Source organism: Haloarchaeobius sp. FL176 (assembly GCF_024609245.1).
Taxonomy (GTDB): domain Archaea; phylum Halobacteriota; class Halobacteria; order Halobacteriales; family Natrialbaceae; genus Haloarchaeobius.
The window spans coordinates 466,901-493,081 of record NZ_JANJYH010000002.1; the positions used below are offsets into that span (position 1 = coordinate 466,901).

A 26,181-nucleotide genomic window follows, 5' to 3' on the forward strand; every position below is an offset into this window, starting at 1 on the left:
CGAAACAGTTTCTGCTGGTTATAAGTCTCTGCGTCCGGTAGCACCGGCCGACGATGACGGGCCAGTCCCTCCTCGGACGCCTCCCCGAGCGCCCCATCGATACCGTCGCCCGGTCGGTCCCCCGGTCCGTGCGCATGGTCGGCTTCTGGAGTGCCATCTCTCTCCCGGTCGTGAACCTCGGCCTCCTCGTTTGGGGGCTCGACAGCACACCGAAGACGGCCGCGTTCCTCCTGTTGCTCGTCTGGAACGCGCTCGCGCTGGTCGTCGGGAAACGGTACGACCCCTGAGACGGCAGTCAGCTCGATTGCAACAGCTCGACCTCCCGCGCGACGGCCCGCCGTTTCACCACGACGAAGCCTACGAAGATGACCAGGAAGCCGACGACGGTGGCGGGCGTGAGGGCCTCGCCGAGCACCAGCCAGCCCGACAGCGCGGCGAACACCGGGGCGACGTACGAGACCATGTTGATCTCGACGGGACCGAGGCGGTCGAGCAGGTCGAAGTAGACGAGGAACCCGACCGCGCTGGCGGCGACCGCGAGGTACGCGAGGGCGAGGAGGGCGGTGGCGTTCCACTCGACCATCGCGAACGACTCCGAGGGCATCGCGACGCTGACGGCGTGCATCAGGCCCGCCCCGAGCAGCATCGACCACGCCTCCATCGTCTCTATCCGGAGGTCGCCGTTGACACGGCGGGTGAGGACGCTGCCGAGCGCGAACGCCGCGGCGGCACCGAAGACGAGCGACTTCGAGACGACGGCGTCGGTCAGCAGGCGCTCGGGGTCGGGGTTCATCAGCACTACGACGCCGACGAGCGCGAGGCCCATCCCGAGCCACGTCGTGGCGGTCACGGGCTCCTCGGGCAGGAGCAGCCGGGCGAACGCGGTCGTCAGCACCGGCGAGAGCGCGACGAGCACGGCCGCCGCCGCGCTGCTCACGGGACCGGTCTCCCCGACGAACAGCAGCGCGTGGTAGGCCGCGATCATGAACACGCCGCCGATGACGACCTCCGTCCAGCCCGCCCGCGTCGTCGGGTACCAGTCGTCGACGGCGACGACGGCGTAGCCGAGCATCAGGACGCCCGCGATGTCGTAGCGCAGTGCGGCGAACAGCACTGGTGGGATGAACTCGACGCCGGCCTTGATGGCCATGAACGCGCTCCCCCAGACTGCCGCGAGGAAGAGGAACAGCGTGACGTTGCGATACCGGGACACGTCACGTGTGAGAGTGTCGGTGGTAACAGTGCTTTCCCCTCCGGGGAATTCGGCCTCAATCCATGTGTGATACTCACTGTCACAGCCGTTCGATTTATATGACCTAACACGTTACTGCAACCATGGCCGCCCACGGCCGACCCGCCTTGCGGGACCTGTTCGACGAGTCGCCGACGCCGCACATCGCCCACCCGCCCGAAACGCATCACCGAGACTTCTACGTCGCCACAGACGGTTCGTACAGGACGGACCGTGCCGGCGGGCTGGGTGCTGTCATCGAGACGCGGGACGGCACGCGTGTCGCCCGGGTCGCGTCGTCCGACTCGCCGCCGGACAACAACGTCGCGGAGTACCGCGCGCTCCACCTGGGGCTCGACGTGCTCGCCGCCCGCGCGCCACCGACAGCCCGCGTCGGTATCCTGGTCGACCACGACGACCTCGCCGCGAACGTCAACAACGCGTTGCTCGCCGCCCGCCACCCGAACTGGGAGCCGACGAGACGCTTCGACGTCCCCGAGGCCAGCGTCAACCACTGGCGGGGCATCCGGGCGCGTCTCTCCGGCTTCGGCGAGGCGCGTGCCGCACGCATCAACTCCGACCAGAACCCGGCGCATCCGCTGGCCAACGAACCGTCACGGTACGCACACGTCAACCGCGAACCCGACCGGTGTGTGCTGCCGGAGCCGGTCGAACCGTCGCGAACGACCGGCCCGCAGTACCCGCCGCCGTCCCGGGCGGACCGCAACGCCTCGGACTAGAGCAGGCGTCGTTCGACCAGCTTGACCGTGCGTCGGTCGACGATCTCGAGGACGACGCGCTCCCCGGCGTAGACCGGCCGCTCGACCAGGAGGGAGTCGTCGACGCTCAGGTCGAACAGGTAGTTCGTCCCCTCGGTGAGCAGCCCCGAGAGGTAGGCCCGCTCGCCGTACTCCAGTTCTCTCGTTCGTTCGTGTACCGTGCGCAGACTCTCGTACTCCTTGAGCTGGAACTTCGCATCGATGGTCCCCGAAGCGGTCGAGAGTATCTCCAGTTCCGCTGCCGGCGGCGTTCCCGACGTGCCGTCGCCGGCGGTCGCGTCCGTCGCTACCGGGTCGTCAACCGTGAACGTCGAGTCGTCGTCCCTGCCGTCGTCGCCACTCGACGAACGGGGGAACGCGAGGCCGGCACAGCCAGCGGCGGCGACCGACCCGGCGACCGCGAGGAACTGACGACGCTCCATACCGAAGAGTACGCTCGGAAACGCAAAAGTCCAGAGAAAAGACAAACGGTTCTTTGAGATATCACGCGACATCTATCATCTGTCACTCTCCCGGTCGGTGGGTGCGACTGCGATTACTCCCTCGTAACCGCCGCCCTCGCGATGTGACACATCCACGACGACACGCCCGTCGACGACACGACCGACTGGTCGCCGAACCCGATACACCACACCGCGGCCGGCACCGTCGTCGTCACCGCGGCGCTGATCGCCAGGAGCGTCCTGCTCGACGCTCGTAAGCGCTGGGCGAAAAAGTGGTTGCGGCGACCTACTCGTTCTGCTGTGCGTCGACCACCGCGACGCCGGCCAGGTTCACGATGTCCTTGACCTCGTCACCGCGCTGGAGCACGTGGACCGGCTTGTCCATCCCGACGAGCATCGGGCCGATGGCCTCCGCGCCGCCGAGACGCTGGAGGAGCTTGTAGCCGATGTTGCCGGCCTCGAGGTTCGGGAACACCAGCACGTTCGCGGGGTCCTCCAGGTCCGAGAACTCGTAGGTCCCCCTGAGTATCTCCTCGACGACGGCGGTGTCCGCCTGCATCTCGCCGTCGACGGGGTAGTCGATGCCGTCGTCGTTGCGGAGCATGCCGGCGGCCCGGCGGGGCTTGCGCGTGCCGGCGTTGTCGACGCTCCCGAAGTTGGAGTACGAGAGCATGGCGACCCGCGGGTCGACGTTGAAGCGGCGGGCGAGCTCTGCGGTGTGGTCGGCGACCTCCGCGAGCACCTTCGCGTCGGGGTCCTGGTTGACGGTCGTGTCCGCACAGAAGATGACGCGGTTCTTGAACGTCAGCATGTAGACGCCGGCCGCGAAGTCGGCGTCCTCGGCCGTCCCGATGACCTGCAGCGGTGGGCGCAGGGCGGAGGGGTAGTGGTGGGTGAGGCCGGTCAGGAGCGCGTCGGCGTCGCCGCATTCGACCATCACGCTGCCGTAGTAGTTCGTGTCGCGCCGGATGAGGTCCTCGGCCTCGCTCTTGGTCAGGCCCTTGCGCTTTCGCACCTGGTAGAGCCGCTCGGCGTAGTCCTCGTGCCGCTCGTCGTCGGCGCGCGGGTTCGCGATGGTCGGCTCGAAGTCGAGCCCGAGACGCTCGGTCGTCTTCGTGATACGCTTGTCGTTGCCGATGAGGATGGGCTCGGCGATACCCTGCTCCTCGAGCTGGTAGGCCGCGCGGATCATCTTCTCGTCGGCGCCCTCCGCGAGTGCGATGCGCTTGGGATCCGACTTCGCCTTGTTCAGTACGACGCGCATCATCTCGCGGGACTTTCCGAGCCGGGCCTCCAGGCGCTCCTCGTACGCTTCGAGGTCGAGCTCCTGACGGGCGCAGCCCGAGTCCATCGCGGCCTCCGCGACGGCGGGCGCGACCTCGAACAGCACGCGCGGGTCGAGCGGCTTCGGGATGATGTAGTCCGCGCCGAACTGCAGCGGTTGGTCGCCGTAGGCCTTGACGACCGCGTCGGGCACGTCCTGCTTCGACAGCTCGGCGAGGGCGCTCGCGGCGGCGACCTTCATCTCCTCGTTGATCTCCGTCGCGCGCACGTCGAGCGCGCCCCGGAAGATGAAGGGGAAGCCGAGCACGTTGTTCACCTGGTTCGGGTAGTCCGAGCGACCGGTCGCCATGATGACGGTGTCGTCGCGGGCTTCCTTGGCCGCCTCGTAGCCGATCTCGGGGTCCGGGTTCGCCATCGCGAACACGATGGGGTTGTCGGCCATCGACCGGACCATCTCCTGGTCGACCAGCCCGCCGATGGAGAGTCCGACGAACACGTCCGAACCCTCCATCGCGTCGGCGAGCCCGCCCCCGTTGATGTCGCGGGCGAACTCCTGTTTGTACTCGTTGACGTCGCCGGACTCGGCACGGGCGGTCGTGATGATGCCCGAGGAGTCACACATCGTGATGTTCTCCTTCTTCGCGCCGAGCGAGACGTAGAACCGCGCCGTCGCGAGCGCCGACGCACCAGCGCCGGAGAAGACGATCTCGAGGTCTTCTAAGTCCTTGCCGGCGATCTCGGCGGCGTTCAGCAGCGCGGCCCCGGAGATGATGGCGGTGCCGTGCTGGTCGTCGTGGAAGACGGGGATGTCCATCTCCTCTCGGAGCGTCTCCTCGATGGTGAAGCACTCGGGCGCGGAGATGTCCTCCAGGTTGATACCGCCGAAGGTCGGCTCCATCGCGCTGACGGCCTCGATGATCTTCTCGGGGTCGTCCTGGTCTAGCTCGACGTCGAACACGTCGATGTCGGCGAAGCGCTTGAACAGTACGCCCTTGCCCTCCATGACCGGCTTGCTGGCCTGGGCGCCGATGTCACCGAGGCCGAGGACGGCGGAGCCGTTGGAGACGACGCCGACGAGATTCCCCTTCGCGGTGTACTTGTACGCGTCGTCGGGGTCGTCGGCGATGCGCCGGCACGGCTCCGCGACACCCGGCGAGTACGCGAGCGAGAGGTCTCGCTGTGTGTTGGTGGGTTTCGTCGTCGATATCTCCAGCTTTCCCGGTGGCTCGGCCTCGTGGTAGTCCAGTGAATCCTCGTCGAGTCCCATACGAAACCCACCACCGGGTACGACTAAAAGCTAATCGAACCAACGCTTCGACAGTCGTCGAACTCAGCGGGCCGCGAGGGGCCCTCCGAAGCGTTCTCACGGCGCTGGAAGGACCGTGCGCTTGATATGGTCGTGACCCCGAGCAACGAGCATGAACTGGCTCGACCGACGCAACGTCGCCATCCTGAGTACGGTGACGACGGTGCTGACGTTCCTGCTCATCCTACTCGGCGTGTACACAGCCGCGACGGGGACGGGACTGACCTGCGAGGGAGGGTGGCCGCTCTGTGGCGGCCCGCTGTTCGGCCTGCTCCCGCCGAACGTCGCGTCGTACCCCGAGTGGATCCACCGGTTCGTCGCCTCGATCACCGGCTTCTTCATCCTCGGCACCGCCTACGGTGCGTGGAGGGCGTTCGACAGCCGGCGTATCCACGCCGCGGTCGCCATCGCCATCGCCGTCCTGCCGGTCCAGGTCCTGCTCGGCCGCCAGACGGTCGTCACCTACACCGCGGGCGTCCAGACGCTGCACCACGGTGCGGCGATGATCATCTTCGCCGGCCTCGTCGGCGCGACGGCGTGGATGTTCGAGCGCAGCACGGACGAAGAGACGACGGCCACGGCGGAGCGCGAGAGCACGACGCGGGCCGTCGACGCGGACTGACCGCATAGTTTTCACGCTCGGCGTCGAACACGCCGGCATGCTCACCGCTGGAACCAGTTCCATCTTCGACTGGGGCGACGACTACTTCATCAAGGAGTACCGCAACGCTGCGGTCTACGGCGACCGCGACGGCGAGGACCTCCTCCACGAGGGCGAAGTCCGGGTGCTCGCCAACGGCTGGGTCGAACTGCCGACTGGTCGGCTCATCTCGCCCGACGCAGTCCACCACGTCGACCCGCAACCGATGCAATCGGAGGAGTGATGTCGTACCTCCGGGGTAGAGCACTGGCGACCCGGGACCGACCGTCGGATACCGACTGACCTGGAGCCAGGCACCCTGTAAAGTATCACTGTCTCAGCTAACGGTTTTATAACCAAGGCGCTGTACGGACGTGGTATGGATAGACGAAGCTATCTCAAGGCAAGTGGTGCGACGTTTGCGGCGATGGGTGTTGCTGGGTGTCTCGATTCGTTCACCGGCGGCGATGGTGAGACGATCACCATCGGGTCGGACATCCCCTACCGTCCTTTCGAGTACAATACCGAAGCGGGTGACCTCGTCGGGTTCGACGTCGAGATAGCGGAGGCGGTGTTCGCCGAGGAACTCGACTACGAGTACGAGTTCCAGTCGACCTCGTTCGACAGCATCATCGGGTCCCTCAACAACGGGAACTTCCGTGTCATCATGAGCGCCATGACGATCAACGAGGAACGCGCGGAGCAAGTCGACTTCTCGGACCCGTACTTCACCGCGTACCAGACGGCGGTCATCCTCTCGGGCAGCGACATCACCTCGAAGGAGGACCTCCGAGGGGTCGACGTCGGCGTCCAGAAGGGAACGACCGGCGAGACCGCTGCTGAAGCGATCCGGGAGGAGTTCGATGGCGAGCTCAACATCCAGAGCTTCGACCAGATCACCGGCGCGTTCGACGCCCTGCTGAACAATCAGGTCGTCGCCGTCATCAACGACAACACGGTCAACGCCGAGTTCGCGAACCAGAACGACGAGGTCCAGTTCCTCGAAGGAGAGGGCGAAGCCGCCGATATGGGGGAGAACGCGCCGCCGTATCTCACTCTCACGGTCGAGGAGTACGGCATCGCCTTCCGACAGGGCGACGACGAGTTCCGTCAGGAGGTCAACGAGGGTCTCGCAGCGATCCGCGAGTCGGGGCGCTACGACGAGATTTACGCCGAATACTTCGAGGGCTGACCACCCCCCTGTACCATGTCGGATGCTCTCTCCGAACGCGAAGAACCGACCGGTGCGAGCAGCGGCCTGCTCGCCAACGACAACCTCGTTCGACGAATCGGCGAGGTGGTCGCCGGGCTGTTTCTCGCGGTGGTCCTCGGTGTGCTCGGCTGGACCGTCTTCTCGGAAGTGGACCCGGACCTGCTCCAGACGATCTTCCCGCGGTTCGTGACCGCGTACCTGCTGGTCATCCGTATCGTCATCGTCTCCAGCATCCTCTCCGTGTCGGCGGGTATCATCGTCGGGCTCGCACGTATCTCGTCGTCACCACTGACGAGTAACGTCGCCCGGGGATACATCGAGTTCTTCCGTGGCACGCCGCTGCTGTTCCAGCTGTTCCTCATCTACTTCGGGATTCCGAGCCTCTGGGGGACCGGCCAGTTCCCGATTAGCGACTGGGAGATCCCCGCCGCGGTTATCGGACTGACGCTCAACCACGCGGCGTACGTGGGTGAGGCGATGCGTGGCGGCATCAACGCGGTCCCCGACGGACAGATGGAGGCGGCCCGCTCCATCGGGATGTCCCGGGTCCAGGCGATGCGCGAGGTCATCCTGCCTCAGGCCTGGCGGAACGCCCTCGCCGCGATCGGTAACGACCAGATCATTCTGGTCAAGGACACCTCGCTCCTCACGCTCATCTCGGTGCCAGAGATCATGCAGGTGTTCCGGAGCGTCAACTCCGCGACGTTCGACCCGTGGACGCCCCTCGTCTGGGTCTGCCTGTTCTACCTGGCGGTGACCCTGCCGATGAGTAAACTCGTCGGGGTCCTCGAAGCCCGGGCGGACTGGGGGAGCGACCGGAAATCGCTCGCCAAACGTCTCGGGAGCCGAATGCCCGGCGGTGGTACGTCGTGAGCAAACCGAAGCCGCTCGTCGAGTTCGTCGACGTGAACAAGTGGTTCGGCCAGAATCACGTCCTCAAGGACGTCTCGTTCTCGGTCGACGAGCGCGAGGTCGTCGTCATCATCGGTCCGTCCGGGTCCGGGAAGTCGACGCTCCTCCGCTGTACGAACCGCCTCGAAGAGGTACAGAAGGGCGAGATACACCTCGACGGTATCCCAATCACCGACGAGGACGTGAACATCAACCACCTCCGCCAGCGCATCGGGATGGTGTTCCAGAGCTTCAACCTCTTTCCCCACCTGACCGCGCTGGAGAACGTGGCGGCAGGGCCGACCAAGGTCAAGGGCGTCGACGAGACGGAGGCATACGAGCACGCTCAGGAGCTCCTGAACCGGGTCGGTCTCGGGGACCAGGGGGACTCCCATCCGAACGAACTCTCGGGCGGACAGCAACAACGGGTCGCAATCGCCCGGGCGCTCGCGATGGAGCCGCAGGTGATGTTGTTCGACGAGGTCACCAGTGCGCTCGACCCCGAGCTCGTCGGCGAGGTGCTCGACGTGATGGGCGACCTCGCCAACGAGGGGATGACGATGCTCGTCGTGACCCACGAGATGGGGTTCGCCCAGGAGGTCGGTGACCGGATCGTTCTGATGTCCGAGGGCGAGGTCGCGGAAGTGACCGAGTCCGACCAGTTCTTCGAGCAGCCCCGGACGGAGCGTGGTGAGCGGTTTCTCTCGCGCCTGCTCTGACCTGGTTGTCACCGGGCGTACACGCCCCCGTCATCTTTTAGCACGCTCGGCCCCGAGTCCCCACCCGATGACCGACGTGTCCCCCACCCGCACGGGCGGCCTCACTCCGGGCCAGCGCGAGCGGTTCGAGCGGCTCAGGCGGACACGGAGTCTCGCGGAACTGGCCGACGTGACCGCAGCCCCCGACGAGCATGCGGCCTACCTCGCGGCCAAACGCGAGTGGCGCGCGCTCCAGGAGCGCCGGCTCGACCCGACAACCGGGCCCGGCGTCCCGGGGACGACCGTCCGGGTCGGCGACCGCGAGTTCCACGTCCACGGCATCACCCACGCCGACACCGACGCCGAGCGGTCGTTCCTCCGCGAACACGTCGCCGAGTTCCTCGATTCCGGCGCGTCGGTGTACTGCGAGCAGGGCATCTGGCGGATGTACTTCCCGGACTTCGACCGTGCCTGCGAGATGGACGACTACCGCTGGGCGATGCAGCGCTGTCGCGACCTCGACGTCGACTCGCACCTCGCGGACCTGCCCGGCAACTTCGAGGGGCTCTTAGAGGACGTGGACTCGCTCACCAGCGAGCTGCAGGACGCCGTCTTCTCGCTCGTCGAGGACGGCAACGGCGTCTACGGCACCACGTTGGAGCGCGCCCTCGGCGACCTCGCCTCGGACTTCCTCACCAGCCACGAGGGCCTGGCGACCGGCGACGACTACGAGTCGTTCAAACTCACGAAGCGCGCCGCCGCCGACCCCTCCCACCTCGTCCACCTCCAGTACTACTACCGGACGACGTTTCTCCCCCAGCCCCTCGAACGCGAGTGGCTCCGGCGACACGACCCAGAACTGGAACTACTGACTCACGCCCGTAACGAGCGCATGGCCGACTACGGGATGTCCCACACCGGCCCCGGGGACACGGTCCACCTCGTCGTCGGCGCAGCCCACCAGCCCGGCATCGAGTACTACCTCGACCGGTTCGACGCGGGCGACCGGACGCTTGTGGACTTCGAGTTGACGGAGTGAAGCCGTACCGGGCTGTGGGCTGGTCTCCCTCTCCGAGTGTTCGGCCGTCGTGCCCTGCTCACCCCGGCACGCGCTGGCGTAACGCGAGTGGTGCATGGAACACGCTGGTCCACCACGGCGCCGCCACCGTTTCACGACGAGACCCCAAGAACTAATATCTCGTCAACCGCCGTCGCTAGAGTGGTTTACGAGACGGGAAACCAGACGGTCGACGACGCCGTCGAGCGCGTGCTCGCGGGCGAGCGTCTCGACCGCACGAACGGTCTGGCATTGATCGCACAGCCGGTGGACGACCTCGCGCCGGCAGCGGACTACGTCCGGTCGGAGCTGGGTGACGACACCGTCGACGCCTGCTCCATCGTGAACGCCAAGGCGGGCGACTGCGCGGAGGACTGCGGCTTCTGTGCGCAGTCGGTCCACTTCGACACGGGCATCGAGACGTACGGCTTCCTCGACCCGGCGGAGATACTCGACGCCGCGAAGCGCGCGGAGCGGGACGGCGCACAGCGGTTCGGCATCGTCGTCGCCGAGAAGGGTGTCTCGAAGGAGCACCGCCCGGACGAGTGGGACGAGGTCATCCGGGCCATCCGTCTCGTGCGCGACGAGACGGACGTGGAGGTTGACGCCAGTCTGGGCATCCTCACGCGCGAAGAGGCCGAGATACTCGCCGACGAGGGCATCAACCACTACAATCACAACATCGAGACCTCGCCACGGTTCTTCCCCGAGATCGTCGACACCCACTCCTTCGAGGACCGCGTGGAGACGCTCGAACTCGCCAAAGAGGTCGGGATGGACCTCTGTGCGGGCGTCATCCTCGGCATGGGCGAGACGCCGACCGACCGCGTCGAGGCGGCCATCGCGCTGCAGGAGGTCGGCGTCTCCTCGCTGCCGGTGAACATCCTCAACCCCGTCGCAGGCACCGAGCTGGGCGACGAACTCGGCGACTCCGCGGACATCTCGACCGAGGAGATCATCCGGACCATCGCGGTGTACCGGCTGCTCCACCCCGACGCCCGAGTCCGCCTGACCGGCGGGCGGGAGGTCAACCTCGCCGTCGACGAGCAGCACCGCCCGTTCGAGGCGGGCGCGGACGGCATCCTCACCGGCGACTACCTGACCACGGGCGGCCAGACCCCCGGCGACGACATCGAGGTCATCGAGCGCGCCGGGCTGGAGCCGAACACCGCGGCCAACGAGTTCGACCCCGAGGCGGTGAAGTCCCGGGGCGACGACGACCAGCGCGACGAACCCGTCGAGACGGCGGCCGGGACGGCGACGAGCAACGCGGAACTGGACGACTGACCGACGACGGACGGACGACTGACACCTGCTTTCAGCCATGGACGACCTGACATTCGCGGTACTCGGAACGGGCGGTATCGGCCGACGAACGCTCGAAGTGAGCGAGCACAAGGACGGACTCACGCCGGTCGCGGCGTGTGACCGGAACGGCATCGCCGTCGACCACGACGGCCTCGACGTCGACGAACTCCTCACAGCGACGGAGGGGAACGTCGCCAGCGAACATCGGGAGAACGCCACAACCGGCGACGACACCCGCACCGACGGCGGCACGGCGGTCAAACAGCACGGCGAGGGCGCGGGCGTCGTCGCCAGCGCACAGGCCCGGCCGACGGAGACGCCCATCCAGGATGTCGTCGACGAATCGGCCGAGATCGACGCAGTGCTGCTCGCCCTGCCGAACCTCACGCACGACTTCATCCCACAGACCGCCGAGCGATTCGCCGAGGCGGGCTACGAGGGCGTTCTGGTGGACGTGCTCAAGCGCTCGCGGGTCATCGGCATGCTCGACGAGCGCGCCGACCTGTTCGAGGAGTCGGGCATCACCTTCGTCTGCGGCGCGGGCGCGACCCCGGGCTTCCTCACCGGCGCGGCGGCACTCGCCGCGCAGTCCTTCGTCGAGGTCGACGAGGTCGAGATCTGGTGGGGCGTCGGCCTCAAGTCGGGCTACGAGGACAACCGCGGCACCGTCCGAGAGGACATCGCCCACCTCGACGGGTACGACATCGAGAGCGCCCGCGAACTGAGCGACGAGGAGATCGAGGCCATCGTCGACGAGCACGACGGCGTCATCGAGTTCGAGGACATGGAGCACGCCGACGACGTGTTGCTCGAACGCGCCGGTATCTGCGACGCCGCGGACGTCACCGTCGGCGGCGTCCTCGACGTCCGCAGCGACGAGAAGCCCACGACGACAACCGTCCGGGTGACGGGCCGTACCTTCGACGGCGAGCGCGGCACCAACACGTTCCAGCTCGACGACGCGACGAGCATGGCCGCAAACGTCAACGGCCCCGCGTTGGGCTATCTCAAGACCGCCGTCCGGATGAACCGCGTGGGCGACTACGGCGTGTTCGGCCCGGCGGACCTGCTGCCGGGATTTTAGTTCTCACCTGCAACCGTTCCGTACCGAACGGTTCAAGGCCCGGTAACTGACACCTACGACCAGATGACAGAGCGCGGGTTCGACCTCGCCGACCGCGTCGCCGCCCGACAGGACTCCACCCTCTACCGCGACATCGCACCGGTCGACCGGATCGCCGAGCGAAGTTACTTCGCGCCCGACCCCGGCCGCGACCTCCCCGTCCTCGACGGCGAGGAGCACCTCGTCTTCGCCGCGAACAACTACCTCGGGCTGACACAGGACGACCGCGTTCAGGACGCCGCTGCGCAGGCCGCCGAGGTGGTCGGTACCGGCGCGGGTGCCAGCCGGCTCGTCACCGGCGACACGCTGGTCCATCGGGACCTCGAACGTCGGCTCGCGGAGGTCAAGGGGACCGAGCGGGCGCTCGCGTTCTCCTCCGGCTACGCCGCGAACGTCGGCACCATCGCGGCGCTCTCGCCGGACGTCGTTTTCTCCGACGAGTTCAACCACGCGAGCATCGTCGACGGCTGTCGGCTCTCCGGGGCCGAGATCGTCGTCTACGAGCACCGCGACGCCGCCGACCTCGAACGGCGGATGGCCGAGCGCGCCGACGCGGCACCTGAAGCCGCCGCTGACGAGTCCTGGCTCGTCCTCACCGACAGCGTGTTCTCCATGGACGGGACGGTCGCGCCGCTAGAGGCCATCTGCGACGCCGCCGACGCGTTCGGCGCGTGGCTCATGGTCGACGAGGCACACGCGACCGGTCTGCACGTCGACGGCGGCGGCATCGTCCAGCGCGAGGGACTCGAAGACCGCGTCCACGTCCAGATGGGCACGCTCTCGAAGGCGCTCGCCAGCCAGGGTGGCTACGTCGCCGGCAGCGACACCCTGATACAACATCTCGTCAACGAGGCGCGGTCGTTCGTCTTCTCGACCGGGCTGGCCCCGCCAGCTGCCGCGGCTGCCAGCGAGGCGCTCCACCTCGCCCGTCACGGGGAGTGCCGCGACCGCCTCTGGTCGAACGTCGGCCAGCTGCGCAACGGGCTCGAATCGGTGGGCTACGAGGTCCGTGGCGACACGCAGATCCTCCCCGTCGTCGTCGGCGACCGAGAGGACGCGCTCGCACTCGAACGCGCAGTCAGGAAGCGCGGCGTCGTCGCCCCTGCCATCCGCCCGCCGACGGTGCCGGCGGGGACGAGTCGCATCCGCGTCGCACCGATGGCGGCGCACTCGCGGAGCGACGTGGAGCACTGCATCGAGGCGTTCCGCGCGGCCGGCGAGGAGGTCGGCCTGCTGTGAGGATCGCCGTCGTCGGCACCGACACCGGGGTCGGCAAGACCGTCGTCACTGCAGGCGTGACCGGCGTGCTCCGCCGGGACGGCGTGGACGCCCGCGCAATCAAGCCCTACCAGACCGGCTTCCCGCCGGACGACGACGCCGCGTTCGTCCGGGCCGCCTGCGACGAGGACGCTGCTGCAGCCACCTGTCTCGGTCGCCTCGAACCGCCGCTCGCCCCCCGGGTCGCCGCCGAGCGCGAGGGGACCGAACTCGACTACGACGACCTCCGGACCCGGGCAGCCGACGCGCTCGCCGCCGCCGATGTGGGAGTGCTGGAGGGGGTCGGCGGGCTACGCGTCCCCCTGACAGCCGAGCACGACGTGCTCGACCTCGTCGCCGACTGCGGCTGTGAGGCGCTACTCGTCGCTCGCTCCGGGCTCGGCACGCTGAACCACACGGCCCTCTCGGCCGACGCTCTCGAGGCTGCCGGGGTGCCGGTGCGGGGCGTCGTGCTGAACGAGTGGGCTGGTGAAACGGTCGCCGAGCGGACGAACCCCACCGAACTCGAACGCATGACGGGTCTGCCCGTCGCGACGGTGCCGCCGGCCGACATCGACGAGCCGGCCGATTCGGTCGCCCTCGTCGACGCACACCTCCCGGACTCGTTCCTGCCGAGCGCGTGACGCCACGGCGGTCCTGCGGTGTTCGTCGCTCGCTATCCACTCCTCGGCGGAACGTGGCGTCGCCACTCCCCGTCGAGTGCGCGAAAGAAGGTGGTCGGTGTCGGTTTCCCCGGTTCAGACCGCTGCACGGACCGCGCTGGCCTGTGCGGTGACGAGGCGCTCCTCGTCGTCGTCGTCGGACTGAACGCTGCTGTTCGTCTGGTCGGCGTCGGTCATCGTGACCGTCACGTCGGTCGAGTTGCCCGTTGCGACGGTCTGGGTCGTAAAGCGCTCGTGACCGGCGAGCACGACGACCGTCTCGTCGCTGATCTCGACCATCCGGTAGGTGTGGTCCTCGTCCATCTGGTAGACGCCGTTGTTCAGGGGTCCGCGGCTCTCCAGCCAGCCCTGGAAGGTGCTGCGGAACTCGTCCTGCTCGGAGGCGTTGTCGAACCGGAGCGTCCACGCGTAGCCGTACTTGTAGGCGTCGCCGTAGCTCTGGTTCTTGAAGACCATCACGCGGTCTGCGCCCCAGCCCTCGGCAGCGGCGGCGGCGTCGGGGCCGCTCACGCCGGCACGGAGCGAGGAGCGCAGGAACAGCTCACCGCGCGTGTTCGTCGAGTAGTGGTTCCAGACGGAGTCCTGACCGCGCTCGACGCTCAGGTCGAGCGGGCGTTCTTCGTCCGGCATGTAGTTGTGCATGATCTGCTCCGTCGAGATGGGCGGATTGTCGTACAGCGTCTGGAACTCGCTGGTGGAGTTGACGCGGAACTTCGTGTAGCGCTCGCCCATCACGTACGGGCCGAGCTGGTACATCGAGAACGCCGAGGAGTTCGTCCACGCGGAGACGTCGCGAGAGGCGGCGTCGCGGTTCATGTACTCCTCCTGGTACTCGCTCTCGAAGTACACCGCGCTGCCCTCGACGAGCGAGGTCTCGACGTCGCCGAGGTTGACGCCATCGCTGGTGAGGTTGGCGGCCAGGCGGTCCTGGCTCCCCTCGTAGAACTGGATGGCGTGCAGGAACTCGTGGGCGAGCGTGATTTCGGCTTCCTCGGGGCCCTGCGGGCGCCCCTCGCCGCCGCTGGCGTTGATGTACCGCATCACGACGTCGACCTCAGTGCTCCCGTCGGGGCCGTTCTGTGGGGATGCGAAGCCCGCGACGTACACGTCGGGCGTGCCGTCCGGTGCGATGCCCATGACGGCCTGGAAGGACTCGTTGTCGAACCCGAACTGGTCGAACGTGTACGGGTTCGTCTGCTCGGGCGAGAGCGACCGCACGGACGGGCCCTGGTCCAGCTCCACGCCGGCCATCTCCATGACGTTCAGGTAGACCTGGTTGGCGTCGAAGCCGAGACAGGCACCCTGCACCTGCACGAGGTCGCCCTCCTCGCTGCGGTACTCACAGGGTTCCGCCTGCTCCTCCCCTTCGTCATCGTCGGACGTGGTGGTCTCTGTCGGTTCGGACGTCTGCGTGTCGGTCTGTTCCGCGGTCGTCTGCACGTCGGTCGGCTCTCCGGTGGTCTCGACTGTCGTCGAGTCCCCACCCTGGTCGGTGGTGTTACACCCAGCGACCACGAGCATGAGGGCCAACGCGACTGCGAGAAGCGCTCGCTTCATGTGAGAACTATTCACAACACAGTAGTTTGCACGCTTAGGCGTTGCGGTCTCGTTTCACCGAAAACAGAAAGAAAGTTTCGGCGAGTTCCGGAGACGGCAGCAGGTTCGAAGCTTACACCCAGTCGTCGAGTCCGGACTGTCCGTCATCTGTTTCGTCAGTCTCGGTGTCAGTATCGGCCGGCGACGGATCGTCGGGATCGGCCGCCGGGCCGCCGAGTGTCCGCTGTCCGTCGTCGTCGGCGTCGTCCGCGGTCGTCTCGCCATTCGCAGCCGCCTCGTCGTCCGTCGCCGCCTCGCCGTCTGATTCGAACTGCGCGAACGCGCCGCCGGCGTTGTCGACGACCGCGTCGTTCCGTCGCTCCTGAGCCTCGTCGACGATGCCCTGCACCTTGTTCGTGTCCTCGCCGCTGCCAGTGACGAACGACACGTCCGAGGCGTCGAGGTCGTACACCATCGTCATCCGGATGGTGAGCTCGCGGGGCTTGCAGTGGTGGGTCATCTCCGCGAGGAACGGCATCACCTCGCGGCGCGCCGTCCCCATGCTGAACCCGCCCTTCTCCGCAATCTTCCGGGCGATTGCGTCGCGCCTGTTCCGCGTCGCCTTCGAGCGCCCGAGCTTCGACCAGTACGACGGCGGGCCGTACCGGGTCCAGCCGCCGTGGTCGTGTCGCCGCGCGGCAGCGACGCCCGCGGCAACGTTGTCCGTCGCGTAGCGCCAGAACGAGTAGTCCTGCGTGGCCCGCACCCGGCCGAGCCAGCGGTCGGCGTTCGCGAGGAAGCCGTACGCGTCGGCCAGCTCATCGCCGCGGTAGTCCTTCGGGACGTTGTCCTCGACCCAGTTGAGCAGGTCGTCCGGCGTCTCGTCGACGTCGTAGGACGCGTACAGCGCCTCCTCGGCGGAGTTGTGCTTGATGACGTCGTCGAGGAAGTCGAAGATGCCCTCCGTGCGGTCGCGCTCGCCCGTCACCACGTCGTCGACGGTGAGCCGCTGGTTCCGTTCGGCGAGCGCCTGCAGGTCGTTCACCGCCGACCGGAGGTCGCCGCTGGTCTCGCTGGCGATCTCGTCGAGCGCGTCGTCCTCGTACTCGATGCCCTCCTGGCGACAGATATCGCGCAAGACGGGGACGATGGAGCGCCGGGAGACGTCGCGGAACTCGATCTCGCGGCAGGCGTTCCGGAGGCTGTTGCTCATGTCGTAGAACTCGTTGGCGATGAGTACCATCGGCTGGTTCGCCTCCTTGACGATCCGGGTCACCTCGCGGGAGCCGCCGTAGTCACTGTTCCCGTGGAAGTTGTCCGCCTCGTCCACGACGAGCAGTTGCCGACCGTCCGCGCCACCGAGCGTCTGGTTCTGCGAGGCGCGCCCGGCGAACCGCTTGATATCGTCGGCGGTCCGCGAGTCGCTCGCGTTCAACTCCATCACCGGCCAGTTCATGTCGTTGGCCAGCGCGTGCGCCGCCGAGGTCTTCCCCACCCCTGGAGAGCCGTGGACGATGGCGGCCTCGCGGTGGTCGTCCCAGGTCTCCGCCCACTTCCGGAGCTCGTCGCGGGCCTTGTCGTTCCCGCGCACCTCCGAGAGCGTCGACGGGCGGTACTTCTCCGTCCAGTCTGCCATTACCGGAGGGAGGGGCGGGCCGCGTTTAGTGGTTGCGGAGCGGGCCGTCCACCGACGCCGAGGCGGGCCAACGGCGGGGAATCACGAGGGCGACCCACACACGACCAAAACACCCAACTGCCGACCGGTACTACCGCCGACAAGTGACGACCTACGACGCGATTCTCTTCGACAACGACGGCGTCCTGGTGGATCCACCGGGGCACGGGGACCAGCTCGCGGCGATCCGAGACGCGTTCGACGAGCTCGGCATCGAGTCGCCCGACGAGAATCACCTCTCCGCCCTCACCGGTGGCGTGACACCCGAACTCCTCGCGGAGCTGGAACGGACCTACGGTGTGGACCGCGAGGCGCTGTGGGACGCCCGCGAGCGCCACGACGAGCGGTCGCAGTTCGAGGCGTTCCGGGCGGGGCGACGCGACAGTTACGACGACGTGACGGCGCTCTCCGGCATCCCGCAGCCCTGCGGGCTGGTGAGCAACAACCACCACACGACGGTCGAGTTCGTCCTCGACCGGTTCGGCTTCGCCGACGCCTTCGAGACGTACTACGGCCGGCCGATGACCATCGAGAGCCTGTCGCTGAAGAAGCCGAACACGCACTACCTCGACCGGGCGCTCGCGGACCTCGGCGGCGGGTCGGCGCTGTACGTCGGCGACAGCGAGAGCGACGTGGTGGCCGCCGAACGCGCCGGGATGGACTCGGTGTTCGTCCGGCGCGAGCACAGCCGCGACGTCGAACTGCCGACGGAGCCCACGCACGAGGTGGAGACACTGCACGCGGTGCGGGATATCGCGAACGACGCAGCGTGACCGCACGGCGCGGCACCGAAACTGTCTGAATCCGTACCAAAGCGGATTCCAGAAAGACTGTTTACAAAAGAGAATTTCCGGGAAACCCTACAAGTCTGTCAGCCGTACCTCTAGCTGTAATGGCGACGGACGAATCAGTCGTGCGGCGGTACTACCTGTTCCGTGCGACGAACGCCGCCGGGTTCTACCTCCCCATCAGCGTCCTCTACCTGCTGGACAGAGGGTTCGGCCTCGGCTTCGTCGCGCTGGTGCAGGCGACGTTCTCTCTGGCGATGCTGGCCGCCGAGATCCCCTCGGGATACCTCGGCGACCGAATCGGCCGGCGGGCCAGCCTGGCCGTCGGTAGCCTCCTCCGGGCAGCGGGGATGGCGGGGTACGCCTTCGTCGACACGCCGGCCGGGTTCGTGGCGATGCAGGCCGTCTGGGCCACGGGCTGGGCGTTCCGCTCGGGGACGGGCGACGCCTGGCTCTACGAGCTGCTCGCCCGGACCTGCGACGACGACGAGTTCGCCCGCATCAAGGGGCGGGGGAGCACGGTCTTGCTCCTCACCTCGGCGGTGACGGCCATCGCCGGCGGGCTGCTGTACGGCGTCGCCCACGAGCTGCCGTTCCTGCTCAGCGCGACGCTCGCGGTCTCCGGCGTGTCCGTGCTGTACACGTTCCCCTCGGTCCGGGTCGACGACGAGGACGCCGACGCGTTCACGGTGCGCGAGGCGGTCCGGATGCTCCGCGTGCAGGCGAGCCGCGAGAGCGTCCGCTGGCTCGTCGCCTACGTCGGACTGTTCTACGGGCTGTTCGGGCTGGCCCGGATGGTCGAACAGCCGGCGCTGGACGCGCTCGGGGTCCCGGCGGCCGGGCTCGGCGTCGTCTTCGCGGCGTTCAAGCTGGTGTCCGCGGGTGCGGCCTCGACGGCCGGCTGGTTCGAGGACCGCCTCGGCGCTCGCGGCGTGCTCGGCCTGCTCGTCCCGGTGTTCGCCGTGGCGTTCGTCCTCGGGGCGCTGTTCCCCGTGCTCCTCGTCCCGACGTTCTTCCTCTACCGGAGCGTCCGGTCGGTCGTCCAGCCCGTCCAGAACCAGTACCTGAACGACCGGCTCGCGGACGTGGGGCGTGCGACGGTGCTCTCGGGGGTCTCAATGGTGCTGTCGCTGTCGAGCGGGCTGCTGAAGCTCGCACTGGGGGGCATCGCGGAGCGGCTCGGCCCGCTCGCGTTCCTCCCCAGAGTGGGCGCGGTCCTCGTGGTCGCCGCCAGCCTGCTCTGGTTCTTCACCCGGCCCGTGCGGAGCGGCGGGTCGACGACCGGTGTCTCCGGTGGAGGCGCGGCCGCCTCGGACTGAGAGAGAAGCGCGGTTGGACGGTCCGTCAGCCCCGGGGGTACCGCAGGTCGAACTCCCGGGCCAGCACGTCGTGCCACTCGTTCGGGTCGGCCGCGATGCGGTCGAAGTAGCGTACTGCGGCCATCAGTCGCCCGTCACCGGGTCGAACGTCTCGGTGACGGCGGTCGGGTACGACTCGACGCCGGCGTAGGCGACCAGCTCCTCGCCGAGCCGGTCGACGCGCTCGGCCAGGTCCGCATCGACGAGGTCGCCGTGGGTGAACGTCGACCCGGAGTTCCCGATGCCCACCTGCAGCGGCAGCGTCCAGGCGCCCACCGCCCGGGCGACCGACCGCATGTGTTCGAGCGCCGGCGTCGGGTGGCTCCCGCCGGCGACCGCAAGCAGGCCGACGGTCGTTCCCTCGAACTCGTCGAAGCCACAGTAGTCGAGCGCGGTCTTCAGCGGGGAGGCGTACGAGCCGTGGTACACCGGCGAGGCCAACAGGACGGCGTCGGCGGCTGCGACCCGTTCGCGGACTGCAGGCGCGTCGCCAGCGTCGGCGTCGTCGCCGTCCCGGGGCGGAAGGTCGTACTCGCGGAGGTCGACCAGTTCCGTCGTCGCCCCCGCGGCCTCGGCGGCGGCGAGAGCACGGCGTGTCGCCGTCCGTGTGCCGCTGTCGCCGCTCAGACTCCCGCAGATACCGACCACGTGTACGGTTCGTTGCATGAATCCAGATGCCAGACAGAGCCACTAAAGCGCTCGCTGAAGCACGTTTTTGTACAGATTGTGGTAGCTCTCGGTCGGGGTTTTTTGTCCGTTCGCGACCGACAGCCGGGTATGAGTCGTTCGTTCGGGGGTACCCTCCTCAGACTCCTCGTCTGGGCGTTCGTGCTGCTGATCGCGCTCTCCGTCGTGGGGACCGTCGTCGGACTGGTGCTCGGCATCCTCAGTGCGGTGTTCACTGTGGTCGTCGTGCTCGGGTTGCTCGCGGCGTTCGGCGCGGTCGCCGCCGGACTGGTCTCGCTGCTCGGCGGGAGCAGCGACGACGGGAGCGCGTCGGACTGGTTCGAGGCCGAGACCACCGTCGACACGGAGCCGGCGGACGCTGCCACCGAAGCCGCCCGGCTCCGCGAGCGGTACGTCGCCGGCGAGATAGACGAAGTGGAGTTCGAGCGTCGGCTCGACCTGCTGCTCGACGACTCCGGGAGCGAGACGCTGCTGGACGACGACCGCGAGACGGAGTGGGAGTTCGACCGGTAACGGGCCCCTTCAGAGCGAGCGGAGGGTCACGTCGCCGGTCGTCGTCTCGGCAGTGACGCGGTCGCCGCCGCCGTTCAGGTCGCCGACGATTCGGTTCGAGCTGTCGGTCGAGCGGTCGAGTGACAGTCCCTGGACGGACACGTCGCCGACGCTGGTCTCCAGGTCGAACGTCGCTTCGAGCGCCGTGGCGGCACGGAGAGTCACGTCCCCGTTCGTCGTCTCGACGGGCACGTCGCCACGGATAGCCTGTAGCTCGACGTCGATTTCCCCGTTGGTCGTCGCCGCCCGGTCCACCCCGGCGACACCCGTCACGTCGACGCCCCCGTTGGTCGTCTGCAGGCGCACGTACCCGTCGACGTCCTCGGCCTGCACCGGGCCGTTGGCGCTCGCGAGGGAGACGTCACCGGCGACGCCGGTCGCAGACACCTCTCCGTTGGCCGTCTCGACGGTGTCGACGGGGATGCCGGACGGAATCCCGACCTCGAAATCGACGGCGACCGGCCGCTCGATCAGGTCGCGGTTCTCTGGATACGCGGCCTGTATCAGCACGCCGCTGCCCGTCGAATCGATCTGAACTTCGACCGTGTCGAGTGCGTCCTGGCCACCGCGAGTGCGTTTGGTCGCGTCAATCTGGACGGCCTCGGCGTCCGTGGCCGTCACTTCGATGGGGCCGTTCTGTCCCACCACGCTGACCGGAGTCCCCTCCTCGACGTCGACCTGTCGGTCGACCGTCTCGGTCACCTCCGTGCCGTCGTCGAGGAGGCTACAGCCCGCGAGGGCGGTGGGGAGGGCGATGCTCGCAGCAGCGAGGACCGTTCTGCGGCGCATACCTCGAACCACTGTTCAGCGCCACAAAAAACGCGGCCCTCACGCGACGCCTGCACGGGAATGGACGCGTCGGGTCGGTGTAACGTAGCCGGGCGTTCCCCGTCGAGTGACCTACTCTCCTCCCCGCTCGACTGGTCGTGCCCGGGTCGAGTCGCCGACGAACGCGACTCCGTCGAAGGTCTCGCGGAGGTCGTACGCGGGGACGTAGTCGCCGGGGTAGTCGTCAGCGTCGAACGTGGCACCGATGGAGTGGACCCGACGAGGTTCCGCGAGCCAGTCCTCCAGCGGCGACCCATCGTCGACCGCGTCGAGGTCGAGCACCGCCGCGTCGCCGCCGAGCGTGTCGAACAGATTTGGCAGGCTCTCCGCCGGCGGGTCGGCTATCGACACCGCACGGGTCGGGGCGTCGCTGTCGGGGTCGTACACCTGGAACTCGCCACGGGCGAACTGGAGCGACAGCGCGTAGTAGTCGGCCCCGAACTCGCTGTCGAGGTCCTCGCCCATCGTCTCGGCCGTCCAGTCCGGGGCCTCCACCTCGCCGCGCCGGACGTGGTCGTCGTGTGCCCAGACCGCGACTCGGTGCTCGTCCTCGTAGTCGAGGAGCCACGCGACGTTCTCGGCCATCGCAGCGTCGCGTACCTCGTAGGCCGCCTGCCCGTCGTCGTCGAGCTGTGCCTGCTTGAACGCGGTGGCCTGTTGCAGGACGCGGCAGTGTCGCCGAGCCAGTTCGAACGCCGACCGGGAGCTGGCCTCGACGTACGCGTCCTCGTTGGCCTCCAGGCGTGCGTCGAGGTCGGTGGCCAGGTCGATCGCTCGGTCCAGCTCGGTCTGGGCCTCAGCCACCGCATCGTCGTCGAGGTCGTAGGTAGAGAGCGGGTCGCCAGCGAGCGCGTCGCAGTCCGTCTCGACGGTCGCCAGATACTCCGGGTCGACCGCGGCGAGGTACTCGGAGAGCGCGGTCGCCGCTCCGGGCAGGTACTGTGCGTCGATACCGTGGAAGCGCACCCGCTCGGAGCGAGGGCGACTCTCGTTGTACTCGCGCATCCACTCGACCAGTGCGAGCACCTCCTCGGTGGCCCACGTCCAGAAGTAGATGTTCGCCAGTCCGTCGCGCGGGTCGCCATCGCCGTCGACGACGTACTCGTTCAGCGCCAGCGTCTCGGAGAAGTTCGCCTCGATGGCGAACAGCTGGTAGTCCAGTTCCGCGACCAGAAAACGGAACAGTCGGTGCTTGAACCGGAAGCACTCGCGGGTGCCGTGTGTCGACTCACCCATCCCGACGACGCGGACGTCGGCGAGTACGTCACGCAGGGGGGCGAGGTCGTCGAGCGGCGCGGTCGGGTCCGTGCCGTCGAGGGCGACGGCGGTCTCGCCCAACTCCCCCACGAGCGCCTCGTCGAATGTAGCGCCAACAGTCTCGTCTGCCATACCTCGACCGACCGAGAGCGTCGGGATAAACGATGGGGTGGCATGTCACGCCTACACGAACGCGAACGGGACCATCACCGCAAAGCCCACGACCAACCCGACGGCCAGCTCGGGGTAGCCCTTCGACTCCAACCGCTCGCCCGCCTCGAGCGCGTCCGGGATGAACTCGCTCAGCACGAGGAACACCATCGCCCCCGCTGCGAAGCCGAAGCCGAACGGGAGGAAGTCGCGTGCGTACCGGACGAACGCGAACGCGATGACAGCGCCGATGGGCTGGGGCAGGCTGGAGAACACCGCCGCGCCGACCATCCGCCAGCGGTTGACGCCCATCGCCCGCAGCGGGATGGAGATGGCCAGCCCCTCCGGGACGTTGTGGATGGAGATGGCGACGGTCATCATGATGGCCAGCACCGGTACGGTGAGCCCGAGCATGCCGATGCCGCCGGCCAGCCCCATGTCCGCGAAGGAGACGCCGATTGCGACGCCCTCCGGAAAGGAGTGGACGGTCAGGATGCCCAGGACGAGCACCAGCGTCTTCAGGTCGCCCTCCGCGACGAGTTCCGGGTTGACCAGCTCGGCGTGGTCGTGTGCGCTGTCAGCGTGCTCGTCGTGGTCCTCGGCCGGCTCACCGTGGTCGTGGACGCCCTCGACGGCTCCGCCGTCGGTAGCCTGTTCCGGGCCGTCGTCGGCATACTTGGCCACGTCCACACGCTCGAGCAGGTTGTCGGCGACGACGACGAGCAGCACGCCGACCACGACACCCGCGAGGAGGACCGTCGGGAACCCCTCGCTGGCGGCGAGCCCCTCGTTCATCAGCCCGAAGATGGACGCCGAGATCATGATACCCGAGGCGACGCCCCAGAGCGCGACGTTCCACCGCTCGCTTACGTCGTCGACGAGGAAGAACGGCAGCGCGCCGAGTCCGGTTGCCAACGCGGTCGCCAGCCCGGCGAGGAAGACGACGACGAGATTTCCCACGAGGCTCATGTGTGATGCTACTGGCTCGGGAGAGATAAGTTCTATCACTTTAGCTACAATTTTTCGGTCGGCCTAAACGCCGGGTGTCGACGAGTGGGATCGCTACAGCGACCCCGACCGCAGTTCCTGTTCGCTCATGTGCAGCCACTCGTCTATCTTGTCGTTCATGAGTTCCCTGTCGTCCTTGAAGCCCCACTTGCTCAGGTCCTCCTCAGCGACCACCGTCTGACTCGGATGGTGTAGCGCGACCACGAAGGGACGAAACCGAATCAACCCCGTCTTGATGAAGACCCCGACGAAGGCGTACTCTCCCTCTATCTCGACCCGATGGAACTTCTTCGTCCCACTGTACTCGCTCTTCGCGTAGTTCCGCACCTGCGACTTCACTTCAGGGACTCCTATCATTACTATGTGCTTTCATGTCGGGTATAATAAGTCGTCGGGGCGGGCGACTCTGCTGGCGAAAACCCGTTCGTCGTGCAGTTCGTCGAAGCCCCAGCTCGGGTCGGAAATCCGCGCGCACTACTTACACCAGAAGTGGATGCTCGCGGGCTACGGCTTCTGGTGTTCGCGCCGAAGAAGCCCGTCGGGCGTGATGCCGAAGTGGTCGGCGCTCACGGGAACCACCTCGACGGCTGTCGCTGGTGGCATGTGAGTATCTAAGGAAACAGGCTCTCAACCCGAGGGTTTGATCTTCGGGCGTTTCGGATAGGTATACTCTCCGTTGTTGGAGGGTTACAAAATTTCGAGTGGGACCACGGTTGCTCGCTACGCTCGCAACCTGATCACATTTCTCTCACGAAGAATTCGAAGTGGGACCGCCGAGAATTGAACTCGGGTCCTACGGACCCCATCCGCAGAGGATACCACTACCCCACGGTCCCGTACGTCAACTGATGCCCGTTTGCCGTTTAAGCGTGTCGTTTCGTCGGCACCACGCTACACCAGCACGCGCTCCAACTCGACGACGGTGCCCGATTCGGCGTCGGGGTCGCCGACGAGCGTCCCCAGACAGACGGCGGTGCCGCCGGGCAGGTAGCAGGCTACCAAGTCACCCTGCTCGCCGCCGTCGACGCTGATGACGCCGGGGGAGTACACCTGTGCGCCCTGGGCCACCTGTTCGGCGGCAGACGGGGCGATCGTCACGCTGGGGAGGTGCGTGAGCGCGCGCTCGGCGGGCTGGACGACATCTCGCAGGGGTTCCTCGTCGCCGTCCTCGACCCAGAATTCGAGCGCATCGACGAGGTCGTGGTAGCTGACGAGCGTCGAGTCGTCGAAGGGGTCGGTGGCGGTCCTGCGGAGGTGCCCCATGTGCGCGCCGGTGCCGAGCGCGAGGCCGAGGTCGTGGCAGAGCTTCCGAATGTAGGTGCCGGACTCACAGCGGATGCGGACGAGGGCGCGGCGGTCCTCGACCTCCAGCACGTCGAGGTCGTGGACCTCGCGGACCCGGAGGCGGCGCGTGACCGCGCTCTTCCGGGGTGGTTTCTGGTAGAGCGGGGCCTCGAACTCGCTGGCGACGGCCTCGACGTCGCCGGGGGCGCGGCCGTGGAGTTCGAGCACGGCGACGTACTCCTTGGTGCCTTCGAGGAACACCTGGGCGAGGCGGGTGGCGTCGCCGAACAGCGTCGGGAGACAGCCGGTGACCTTCGGGTCCAGCGTGCCGGAGTGGGCGGCCTCCTCGACGGTGACGTCGCTGCCGGCGCGGTCGAGGGCGTCGGCGACGGCGTCGCGGCACCAGCCTGTGAACTGGTGGGCCGACGGGCCGGCGGGCTTGTCGAGATTGACGACGCCGAACTCGAGCAGTTCGGCGGGCGGGCGCTCGTCGGGCGGTGCGCGCAGGGACATGGGTCAGAACTCGTAGTCGAGCTCGACGGGCGCTTTCCCCTCGTCGGTCTCGGGGTCGTAGGACTCGACGGCCTCGACGAGGACGTGCTGGACGTGCTCGGCGTTCCAGCGCGCGGTGTTGACGCTCAGGTCGTAGATGGAGAGGTCGCCGATGTCGATACCGTAGTACTCGTGGTAGCGCTGGGCCTCGCTGGACTCGCGGGCCGCGGTCTCCTCGCGGGCGAGTGCGGCGTCCTTGTCCTCGCGGTCGGCGATGCGCTCGCCACGTACCGCGAGGGGGGCGTCGAGCCAGAAGCGGAAGTCGGCCTGTTCGGCTGCGAGCCAGCCGGCGAGCCGTGATTCGAGCACGAGGTCGTCGCGTTCGACGGCGATCTCGCGGAGGCGTCGGTCGAGGTCGCGGTCGATATCCTCGTCCTCCTCGGCGAGTTTGTTGAACTCGAGCGGTGTATAGCCGCGTTCGTCGGCGAGTTCTCGGAAGATATCGCCGCCGGAGACGTGATCGAGGTCGAACGCATCGGCCAGCCCGGCCGCAGTGGTGCTCTTGCCACTGCCCGGCGGGCCGGAGACGGTGAGCAACATATCCTATCTGCGCGGGTGCCGGTAAAATGGGTTGTGATTGGACGGCGGGCGGA

27 protein-coding genes and 1 tRNA gene are annotated in these 26,181 nt (G+C 67.6%); 15 read left to right on the plus strand and 13 right to left on the minus strand.

Translation table 11 applies throughout. From position 1 onward, the window contains the following. The first annotated feature begins 53 nt into the window (after nucleotides 1-53). Nucleotides 54-287: a hypothetical protein gene (locus NO978_RS05595; RefSeq protein WP_257298549.1), complete on the plus strand. Its 234-nt coding sequence runs from the start codon at nucleotides 54-56 to the stop codon at nucleotides 285-287. Between the two features lie 8 nt (nucleotides 288-295). On the opposite strand, the gene NO978_RS05600 is transcribed toward NO978_RS05595, so the two are convergent. Beyond that, nucleotides 296-1,213, minus strand: coding sequence for a DMT family transporter (locus tag NO978_RS05600; RefSeq protein ID WP_257298550.1), 918 nt, complete (start codon nucleotides 1,211-1,213; stop codon nucleotides 296-298). 122 nt (nucleotides 1,214-1,335) lie between these two features. Between NO978_RS05600 and NO978_RS05605 the strand changes: the two genes are divergently transcribed. Beyond that, on the plus strand, nucleotides 1,336-1,971 hold the full coding sequence (locus tag NO978_RS05605) for a ribonuclease H (protein ID WP_257298551.1): 636 nt from the start codon (nucleotides 1,336-1,338) through the stop codon (nucleotides 1,969-1,971). Here NO978_RS05605 and NO978_RS05610 read toward each other — a convergent pair. Then, entirely contained in the window at nucleotides 1,968-2,432 is a 465-nt protein-coding gene (locus NO978_RS05610; RefSeq protein ID WP_257298552.1) for a hypothetical protein, read from the minus strand. The genes NO978_RS05605 and NO978_RS05610 overlap by 4 nt on opposite strands. 307 nt (nucleotides 2,433-2,739) lie before the next feature. Next, nucleotides 2,740-5,004: an NADP-dependent malic enzyme gene (locus NO978_RS05615; RefSeq protein ID WP_257298553.1), complete on the minus strand. Its 2,265-nt coding sequence runs from the start codon at nucleotides 5,002-5,004 to the stop codon at nucleotides 2,740-2,742. A 151-nt stretch (nucleotides 5,005-5,155) separates the two neighbouring features. Between NO978_RS05615 and NO978_RS05620 the strand changes: the two genes are divergently transcribed. From NO978_RS05620 to bioD, 10 genes are all read left to right on the plus strand, one after another. Then, nucleotides 5,156-5,665 (plus strand): COX15/CtaA family protein, encoded by a 510-nt coding sequence (locus NO978_RS05620; protein ID WP_257298554.1) that lies wholly within the window; start codon nucleotides 5,156-5,158, stop codon nucleotides 5,663-5,665. Nucleotides 5,666-5,702: 37 nt separating this feature from the next. Next, nucleotides 5,703-5,927: a hypothetical protein gene (locus tag NO978_RS05625; RefSeq protein ID WP_257298555.1), complete on the plus strand. Its 225-nt coding sequence runs from the start codon at nucleotides 5,703-5,705 to the stop codon at nucleotides 5,925-5,927. A 135-nt stretch (nucleotides 5,928-6,062) separates the two neighbouring features. Then, nucleotides 6,063-6,875, plus strand: a complete 813-nt coding sequence (locus NO978_RS05630; RefSeq protein ID WP_257298556.1) for a transporter substrate-binding domain-containing protein — start codon at nucleotides 6,063-6,065, stop codon at nucleotides 6,873-6,875. Nucleotides 6,876-6,890: 15 nt separating this feature from the next. Further along, nucleotides 6,891-7,769, plus strand: coding sequence for an amino acid ABC transporter permease (locus NO978_RS05635; RefSeq protein WP_257298557.1), 879 nt, complete (start codon nucleotides 6,891-6,893; stop codon nucleotides 7,767-7,769). After that, nucleotides 7,766-8,506 (plus strand): amino acid ABC transporter ATP-binding protein, encoded by a 741-nt coding sequence (locus tag NO978_RS05640; RefSeq protein WP_257298558.1) that lies wholly within the window; start codon nucleotides 7,766-7,768, stop codon nucleotides 8,504-8,506. The genes NO978_RS05635 and NO978_RS05640 overlap by 4 nt, the downstream gene beginning before the upstream one ends. Nucleotides 8,507-8,573: 67 nt before the next feature. Then, nucleotides 8,574-9,524 (plus strand): hypothetical protein, encoded by a 951-nt coding sequence (locus NO978_RS05645; protein ID WP_257298559.1) that lies wholly within the window; start codon nucleotides 8,574-8,576, stop codon nucleotides 9,522-9,524. A 180-nt stretch (nucleotides 9,525-9,704) separates the two neighbouring features. After that, nucleotides 9,705-10,829, plus strand: a complete 1,125-nt coding sequence (bioB, locus tag NO978_RS05650; RefSeq protein WP_257298560.1) for a biotin synthase BioB — start codon at nucleotides 9,705-9,707, stop codon at nucleotides 10,827-10,829. 37 nt (nucleotides 10,830-10,866) lie between these two features. After that, nucleotides 10,867-11,934: a transcriptional regulator gene (locus NO978_RS05655; RefSeq protein WP_257298562.1), complete on the plus strand. Its 1,068-nt coding sequence runs from the start codon at nucleotides 10,867-10,869 to the stop codon at nucleotides 11,932-11,934. A 63-nt stretch (nucleotides 11,935-11,997) separates the two neighbouring features. Then, nucleotides 11,998-13,212, plus strand: coding sequence for an 8-amino-7-oxononanoate synthase (locus tag NO978_RS05660; RefSeq protein WP_257298563.1), 1,215 nt, complete (start codon nucleotides 11,998-12,000; stop codon nucleotides 13,210-13,212). After that, on the plus strand, nucleotides 13,209-13,874 hold the full coding sequence (gene bioD, locus NO978_RS05665) for a dethiobiotin synthase (protein ID WP_257298564.1): 666 nt from the start codon (nucleotides 13,209-13,211) through the stop codon (nucleotides 13,872-13,874). The genes NO978_RS05660 and bioD overlap by 4 nt, the downstream gene beginning before the upstream one ends. A 114-nt stretch (nucleotides 13,875-13,988) precedes the next feature. Here the strand turns inward: bioD and NO978_RS05670 are convergent, their stop codons facing one another. Further along, the gene (locus NO978_RS05670) at nucleotides 13,989-15,470 is read right to left on the minus strand and encodes a hypothetical protein (protein ID WP_257298565.1); all 1,482 of its coding nucleotides are present in this window, start codon (nucleotides 15,468-15,470) and stop codon (nucleotides 13,989-13,991) included. A gap of 112 nt (nucleotides 15,471-15,582) precedes the next feature. Next, on the minus strand, nucleotides 15,583-17,085 hold the full coding sequence (locus NO978_RS05675) for a replication factor C large subunit (RefSeq protein WP_257298566.1): 1,503 nt from the start codon (nucleotides 17,083-17,085) through the stop codon (nucleotides 15,583-15,585). Between the two features lie 143 nt (nucleotides 17,086-17,228). Here NO978_RS05675 and NO978_RS05680 point away from each other — a divergent pair, with 143 nt between their 5' ends. Both NO978_RS05680 and NO978_RS05685 read left to right on the plus strand, forming a co-directional pair. After that, nucleotides 17,229-17,897, plus strand: coding sequence for an HAD family hydrolase (locus NO978_RS05680; protein WP_257298567.1), 669 nt, complete (start codon nucleotides 17,229-17,231; stop codon nucleotides 17,895-17,897). Between the two features lie 119 nt (nucleotides 17,898-18,016). Next, complete coding sequence (locus NO978_RS05685) at nucleotides 18,017-19,231, plus strand: MFS transporter (RefSeq protein WP_257298568.1); 1,215 nt, start codon at nucleotides 18,017-18,019, stop codon at nucleotides 19,229-19,231. Nucleotides 19,232-19,354: 123 nt separating this feature from the next. Here NO978_RS05685 and NO978_RS05690 read toward each other — a convergent pair whose 3' ends face one another. Further along, complete coding sequence (locus NO978_RS05690) at nucleotides 19,355-19,936, minus strand: NADPH-dependent FMN reductase (RefSeq protein WP_257298569.1); 582 nt, start codon at nucleotides 19,934-19,936, stop codon at nucleotides 19,355-19,357. A gap of 111 nt (nucleotides 19,937-20,047) precedes the next feature. On the opposite strand from NO978_RS05690, the gene NO978_RS05695 reads away from it, so the two are divergent. Next, nucleotides 20,048-20,470: an SHOCT domain-containing protein gene (locus NO978_RS05695; protein ID WP_257298570.1), complete on the plus strand. Its 423-nt coding sequence runs from the start codon at nucleotides 20,048-20,050 to the stop codon at nucleotides 20,468-20,470. A 9-nt stretch (nucleotides 20,471-20,479) separates the two neighbouring features. On the opposite strand, the gene NO978_RS05700 is transcribed toward NO978_RS05695, so the two are convergent. The 7 genes from NO978_RS05700 to cmk form a co-directional block, all read right to left on the minus strand. After that, nucleotides 20,480-21,298 carry a DUF4097 domain-containing protein gene (locus tag NO978_RS05700; RefSeq protein ID WP_257298571.1) on the minus strand — a complete coding sequence of 273 codons (819 nt, stop codon included), beginning with the start codon at nucleotides 21,296-21,298 and terminating at the stop codon, nucleotides 20,480-20,482. A 111-nt stretch (nucleotides 21,299-21,409) separates the two neighbouring features. After that, on the minus strand, nucleotides 21,410-22,726 hold the full coding sequence (locus NO978_RS05705) for an erythromycin esterase family protein (protein WP_257298572.1): 1,317 nt from the start codon (nucleotides 22,724-22,726) through the stop codon (nucleotides 21,410-21,412). Between the two features lie 51 nt (nucleotides 22,727-22,777). Then, complete coding sequence (locus tag NO978_RS05710; RefSeq protein ID WP_257298573.1) at nucleotides 22,778-23,713, minus strand: ZIP family metal transporter; 936 nt, start codon at nucleotides 23,711-23,713, stop codon at nucleotides 22,778-22,780. Between the two features lie 93 nt (nucleotides 23,714-23,806). Then, nucleotides 23,807-24,109: a hypothetical protein gene (locus tag NO978_RS05715; protein ID WP_257298574.1), complete on the minus strand. Its 303-nt coding sequence runs from the start codon at nucleotides 24,107-24,109 to the stop codon at nucleotides 23,807-23,809. 408 nt (nucleotides 24,110-24,517) lie between these two features. Beyond that, nucleotides 24,518-24,588 (minus strand) — tRNA-Pro (locus tag NO978_RS05720). A gap of 55 nt (nucleotides 24,589-24,643) precedes the next feature. Next, nucleotides 24,644-25,549 carry an RNA-guided pseudouridylation complex pseudouridine synthase subunit Cbf5 gene (locus NO978_RS05725; protein WP_257298575.1) on the minus strand — a complete coding sequence of 302 codons (906 nt, stop codon included), beginning with the start codon at nucleotides 25,547-25,549 and terminating at the stop codon, nucleotides 24,644-24,646. Between the two features lie 3 nt (nucleotides 25,550-25,552). Continuing rightward, nucleotides 25,553-26,128, minus strand: coding sequence for a (d)CMP kinase (cmk, locus tag NO978_RS05730; RefSeq protein WP_257298576.1), 576 nt, complete (start codon nucleotides 26,126-26,128; stop codon nucleotides 25,553-25,555). Between the last annotated feature and the right edge of the window lie 53 nt (nucleotides 26,129-26,181).

What these genes read in the sequence shown, in the direction of transcription:
- NO978_RS05595 (WP_257298549.1), top strand. Translation starts at nt 54, where the DNA reads ATGACGGGCCAGTCCCTCCTCGGACGCCTCCCCGAGCGCCCCATCGAT.
- NO978_RS05605 (WP_257298551.1), top strand. Translation starts at nt 1,336, where the DNA reads ATGGCCGCCCACGGCCGACCCGCCTTGCGGGACCTGTTCGACGAGTCG.
- NO978_RS05610 (WP_257298552.1), bottom strand. Translation starts at nt 2,432, where the DNA reads ATGGAGCGTCGTCAGTTCCTCGCGGTCGCCGGGTCGGTCGCCGCCGCT.
- NO978_RS05615 (WP_257298553.1), bottom strand. Translation starts at nt 5,004, where the DNA reads ATGGGACTCGACGAGGATTCACTGGACTACCACGAGGCCGAGCCACCG.
- NO978_RS05620 (WP_257298554.1), top strand. Translation starts at nt 5,156, where the DNA reads ATGAACTGGCTCGACCGACGCAACGTCGCCATCCTGAGTACGGTGACG.
- NO978_RS05625 (WP_257298555.1), top strand. Translation starts at nt 5,703, where the DNA reads ATGCTCACCGCTGGAACCAGTTCCATCTTCGACTGGGGCGACGACTAC.
- NO978_RS05630 (WP_257298556.1), top strand. Translation starts at nt 6,063, where the DNA reads ATGGATAGACGAAGCTATCTCAAGGCAAGTGGTGCGACGTTTGCGGCG.
- NO978_RS05635 (WP_257298557.1), top strand. Translation starts at nt 6,891, where the DNA reads ATGTCGGATGCTCTCTCCGAACGCGAAGAACCGACCGGTGCGAGCAGC.
- NO978_RS05645 (WP_257298559.1), top strand. Translation starts at nt 8,574, where the DNA reads ATGACCGACGTGTCCCCCACCCGCACGGGCGGCCTCACTCCGGGCCAG.
- NO978_RS05655 (WP_257298562.1), top strand. Translation starts at nt 10,867, where the DNA reads ATGGACGACCTGACATTCGCGGTACTCGGAACGGGCGGTATCGGCCGA.
- NO978_RS05660 (WP_257298563.1), top strand. Translation starts at nt 11,998, where the DNA reads ATGACAGAGCGCGGGTTCGACCTCGCCGACCGCGTCGCCGCCCGACAG.
- NO978_RS05670 (WP_257298565.1), bottom strand. Translation starts at nt 15,470, where the DNA reads ATGAAGCGAGCGCTTCTCGCAGTCGCGTTGGCCCTCATGCTCGTGGTC.
- NO978_RS05675 (WP_257298566.1), bottom strand. Translation starts at nt 17,085, where the DNA reads ATGGCAGACTGGACGGAGAAGTACCGCCCGTCGACGCTCTCGGAGGTG.
- NO978_RS05685 (WP_257298568.1), top strand. Translation starts at nt 18,017, where the DNA reads ATGGCGACGGACGAATCAGTCGTGCGGCGGTACTACCTGTTCCGTGCG.
- NO978_RS05690 (WP_257298569.1), bottom strand. Translation starts at nt 19,936, where the DNA reads ATGCAACGAACCGTACACGTGGTCGGTATCTGCGGGAGTCTGAGCGGC.
- NO978_RS05695 (WP_257298570.1), top strand. Translation starts at nt 20,048, where the DNA reads ATGAGTCGTTCGTTCGGGGGTACCCTCCTCAGACTCCTCGTCTGGGCG.
- NO978_RS05700 (WP_257298571.1), bottom strand. Translation starts at nt 21,298, where the DNA reads ATGCGCCGCAGAACGGTCCTCGCTGCTGCGAGCATCGCCCTCCCCACC.
- NO978_RS05705 (WP_257298572.1), bottom strand. Translation starts at nt 22,726, where the DNA reads ATGGCAGACGAGACTGTTGGCGCTACATTCGACGAGGCGCTCGTGGGG.
- NO978_RS05710 (WP_257298573.1), bottom strand. Translation starts at nt 23,713, where the DNA reads ATGAGCCTCGTGGGAAATCTCGTCGTCGTCTTCCTCGCCGGGCTGGCG.
- NO978_RS05715 (WP_257298574.1), bottom strand. Translation starts at nt 24,109, where the DNA reads ATGATAGGAGTCCCTGAAGTGAAGTCGCAGGTGCGGAACTACGCGAAG.
- NO978_RS05725 (WP_257298575.1), bottom strand. Translation starts at nt 25,549, where the DNA reads ATGTCCCTGCGCGCACCGCCCGACGAGCGCCCGCCCGCCGAACTGCTC.
- cmk (WP_257298576.1), bottom strand. Translation starts at nt 26,128, where the DNA reads ATGTTGCTCACCGTCTCCGGCCCGCCGGGCAGTGGCAAGAGCACCACT.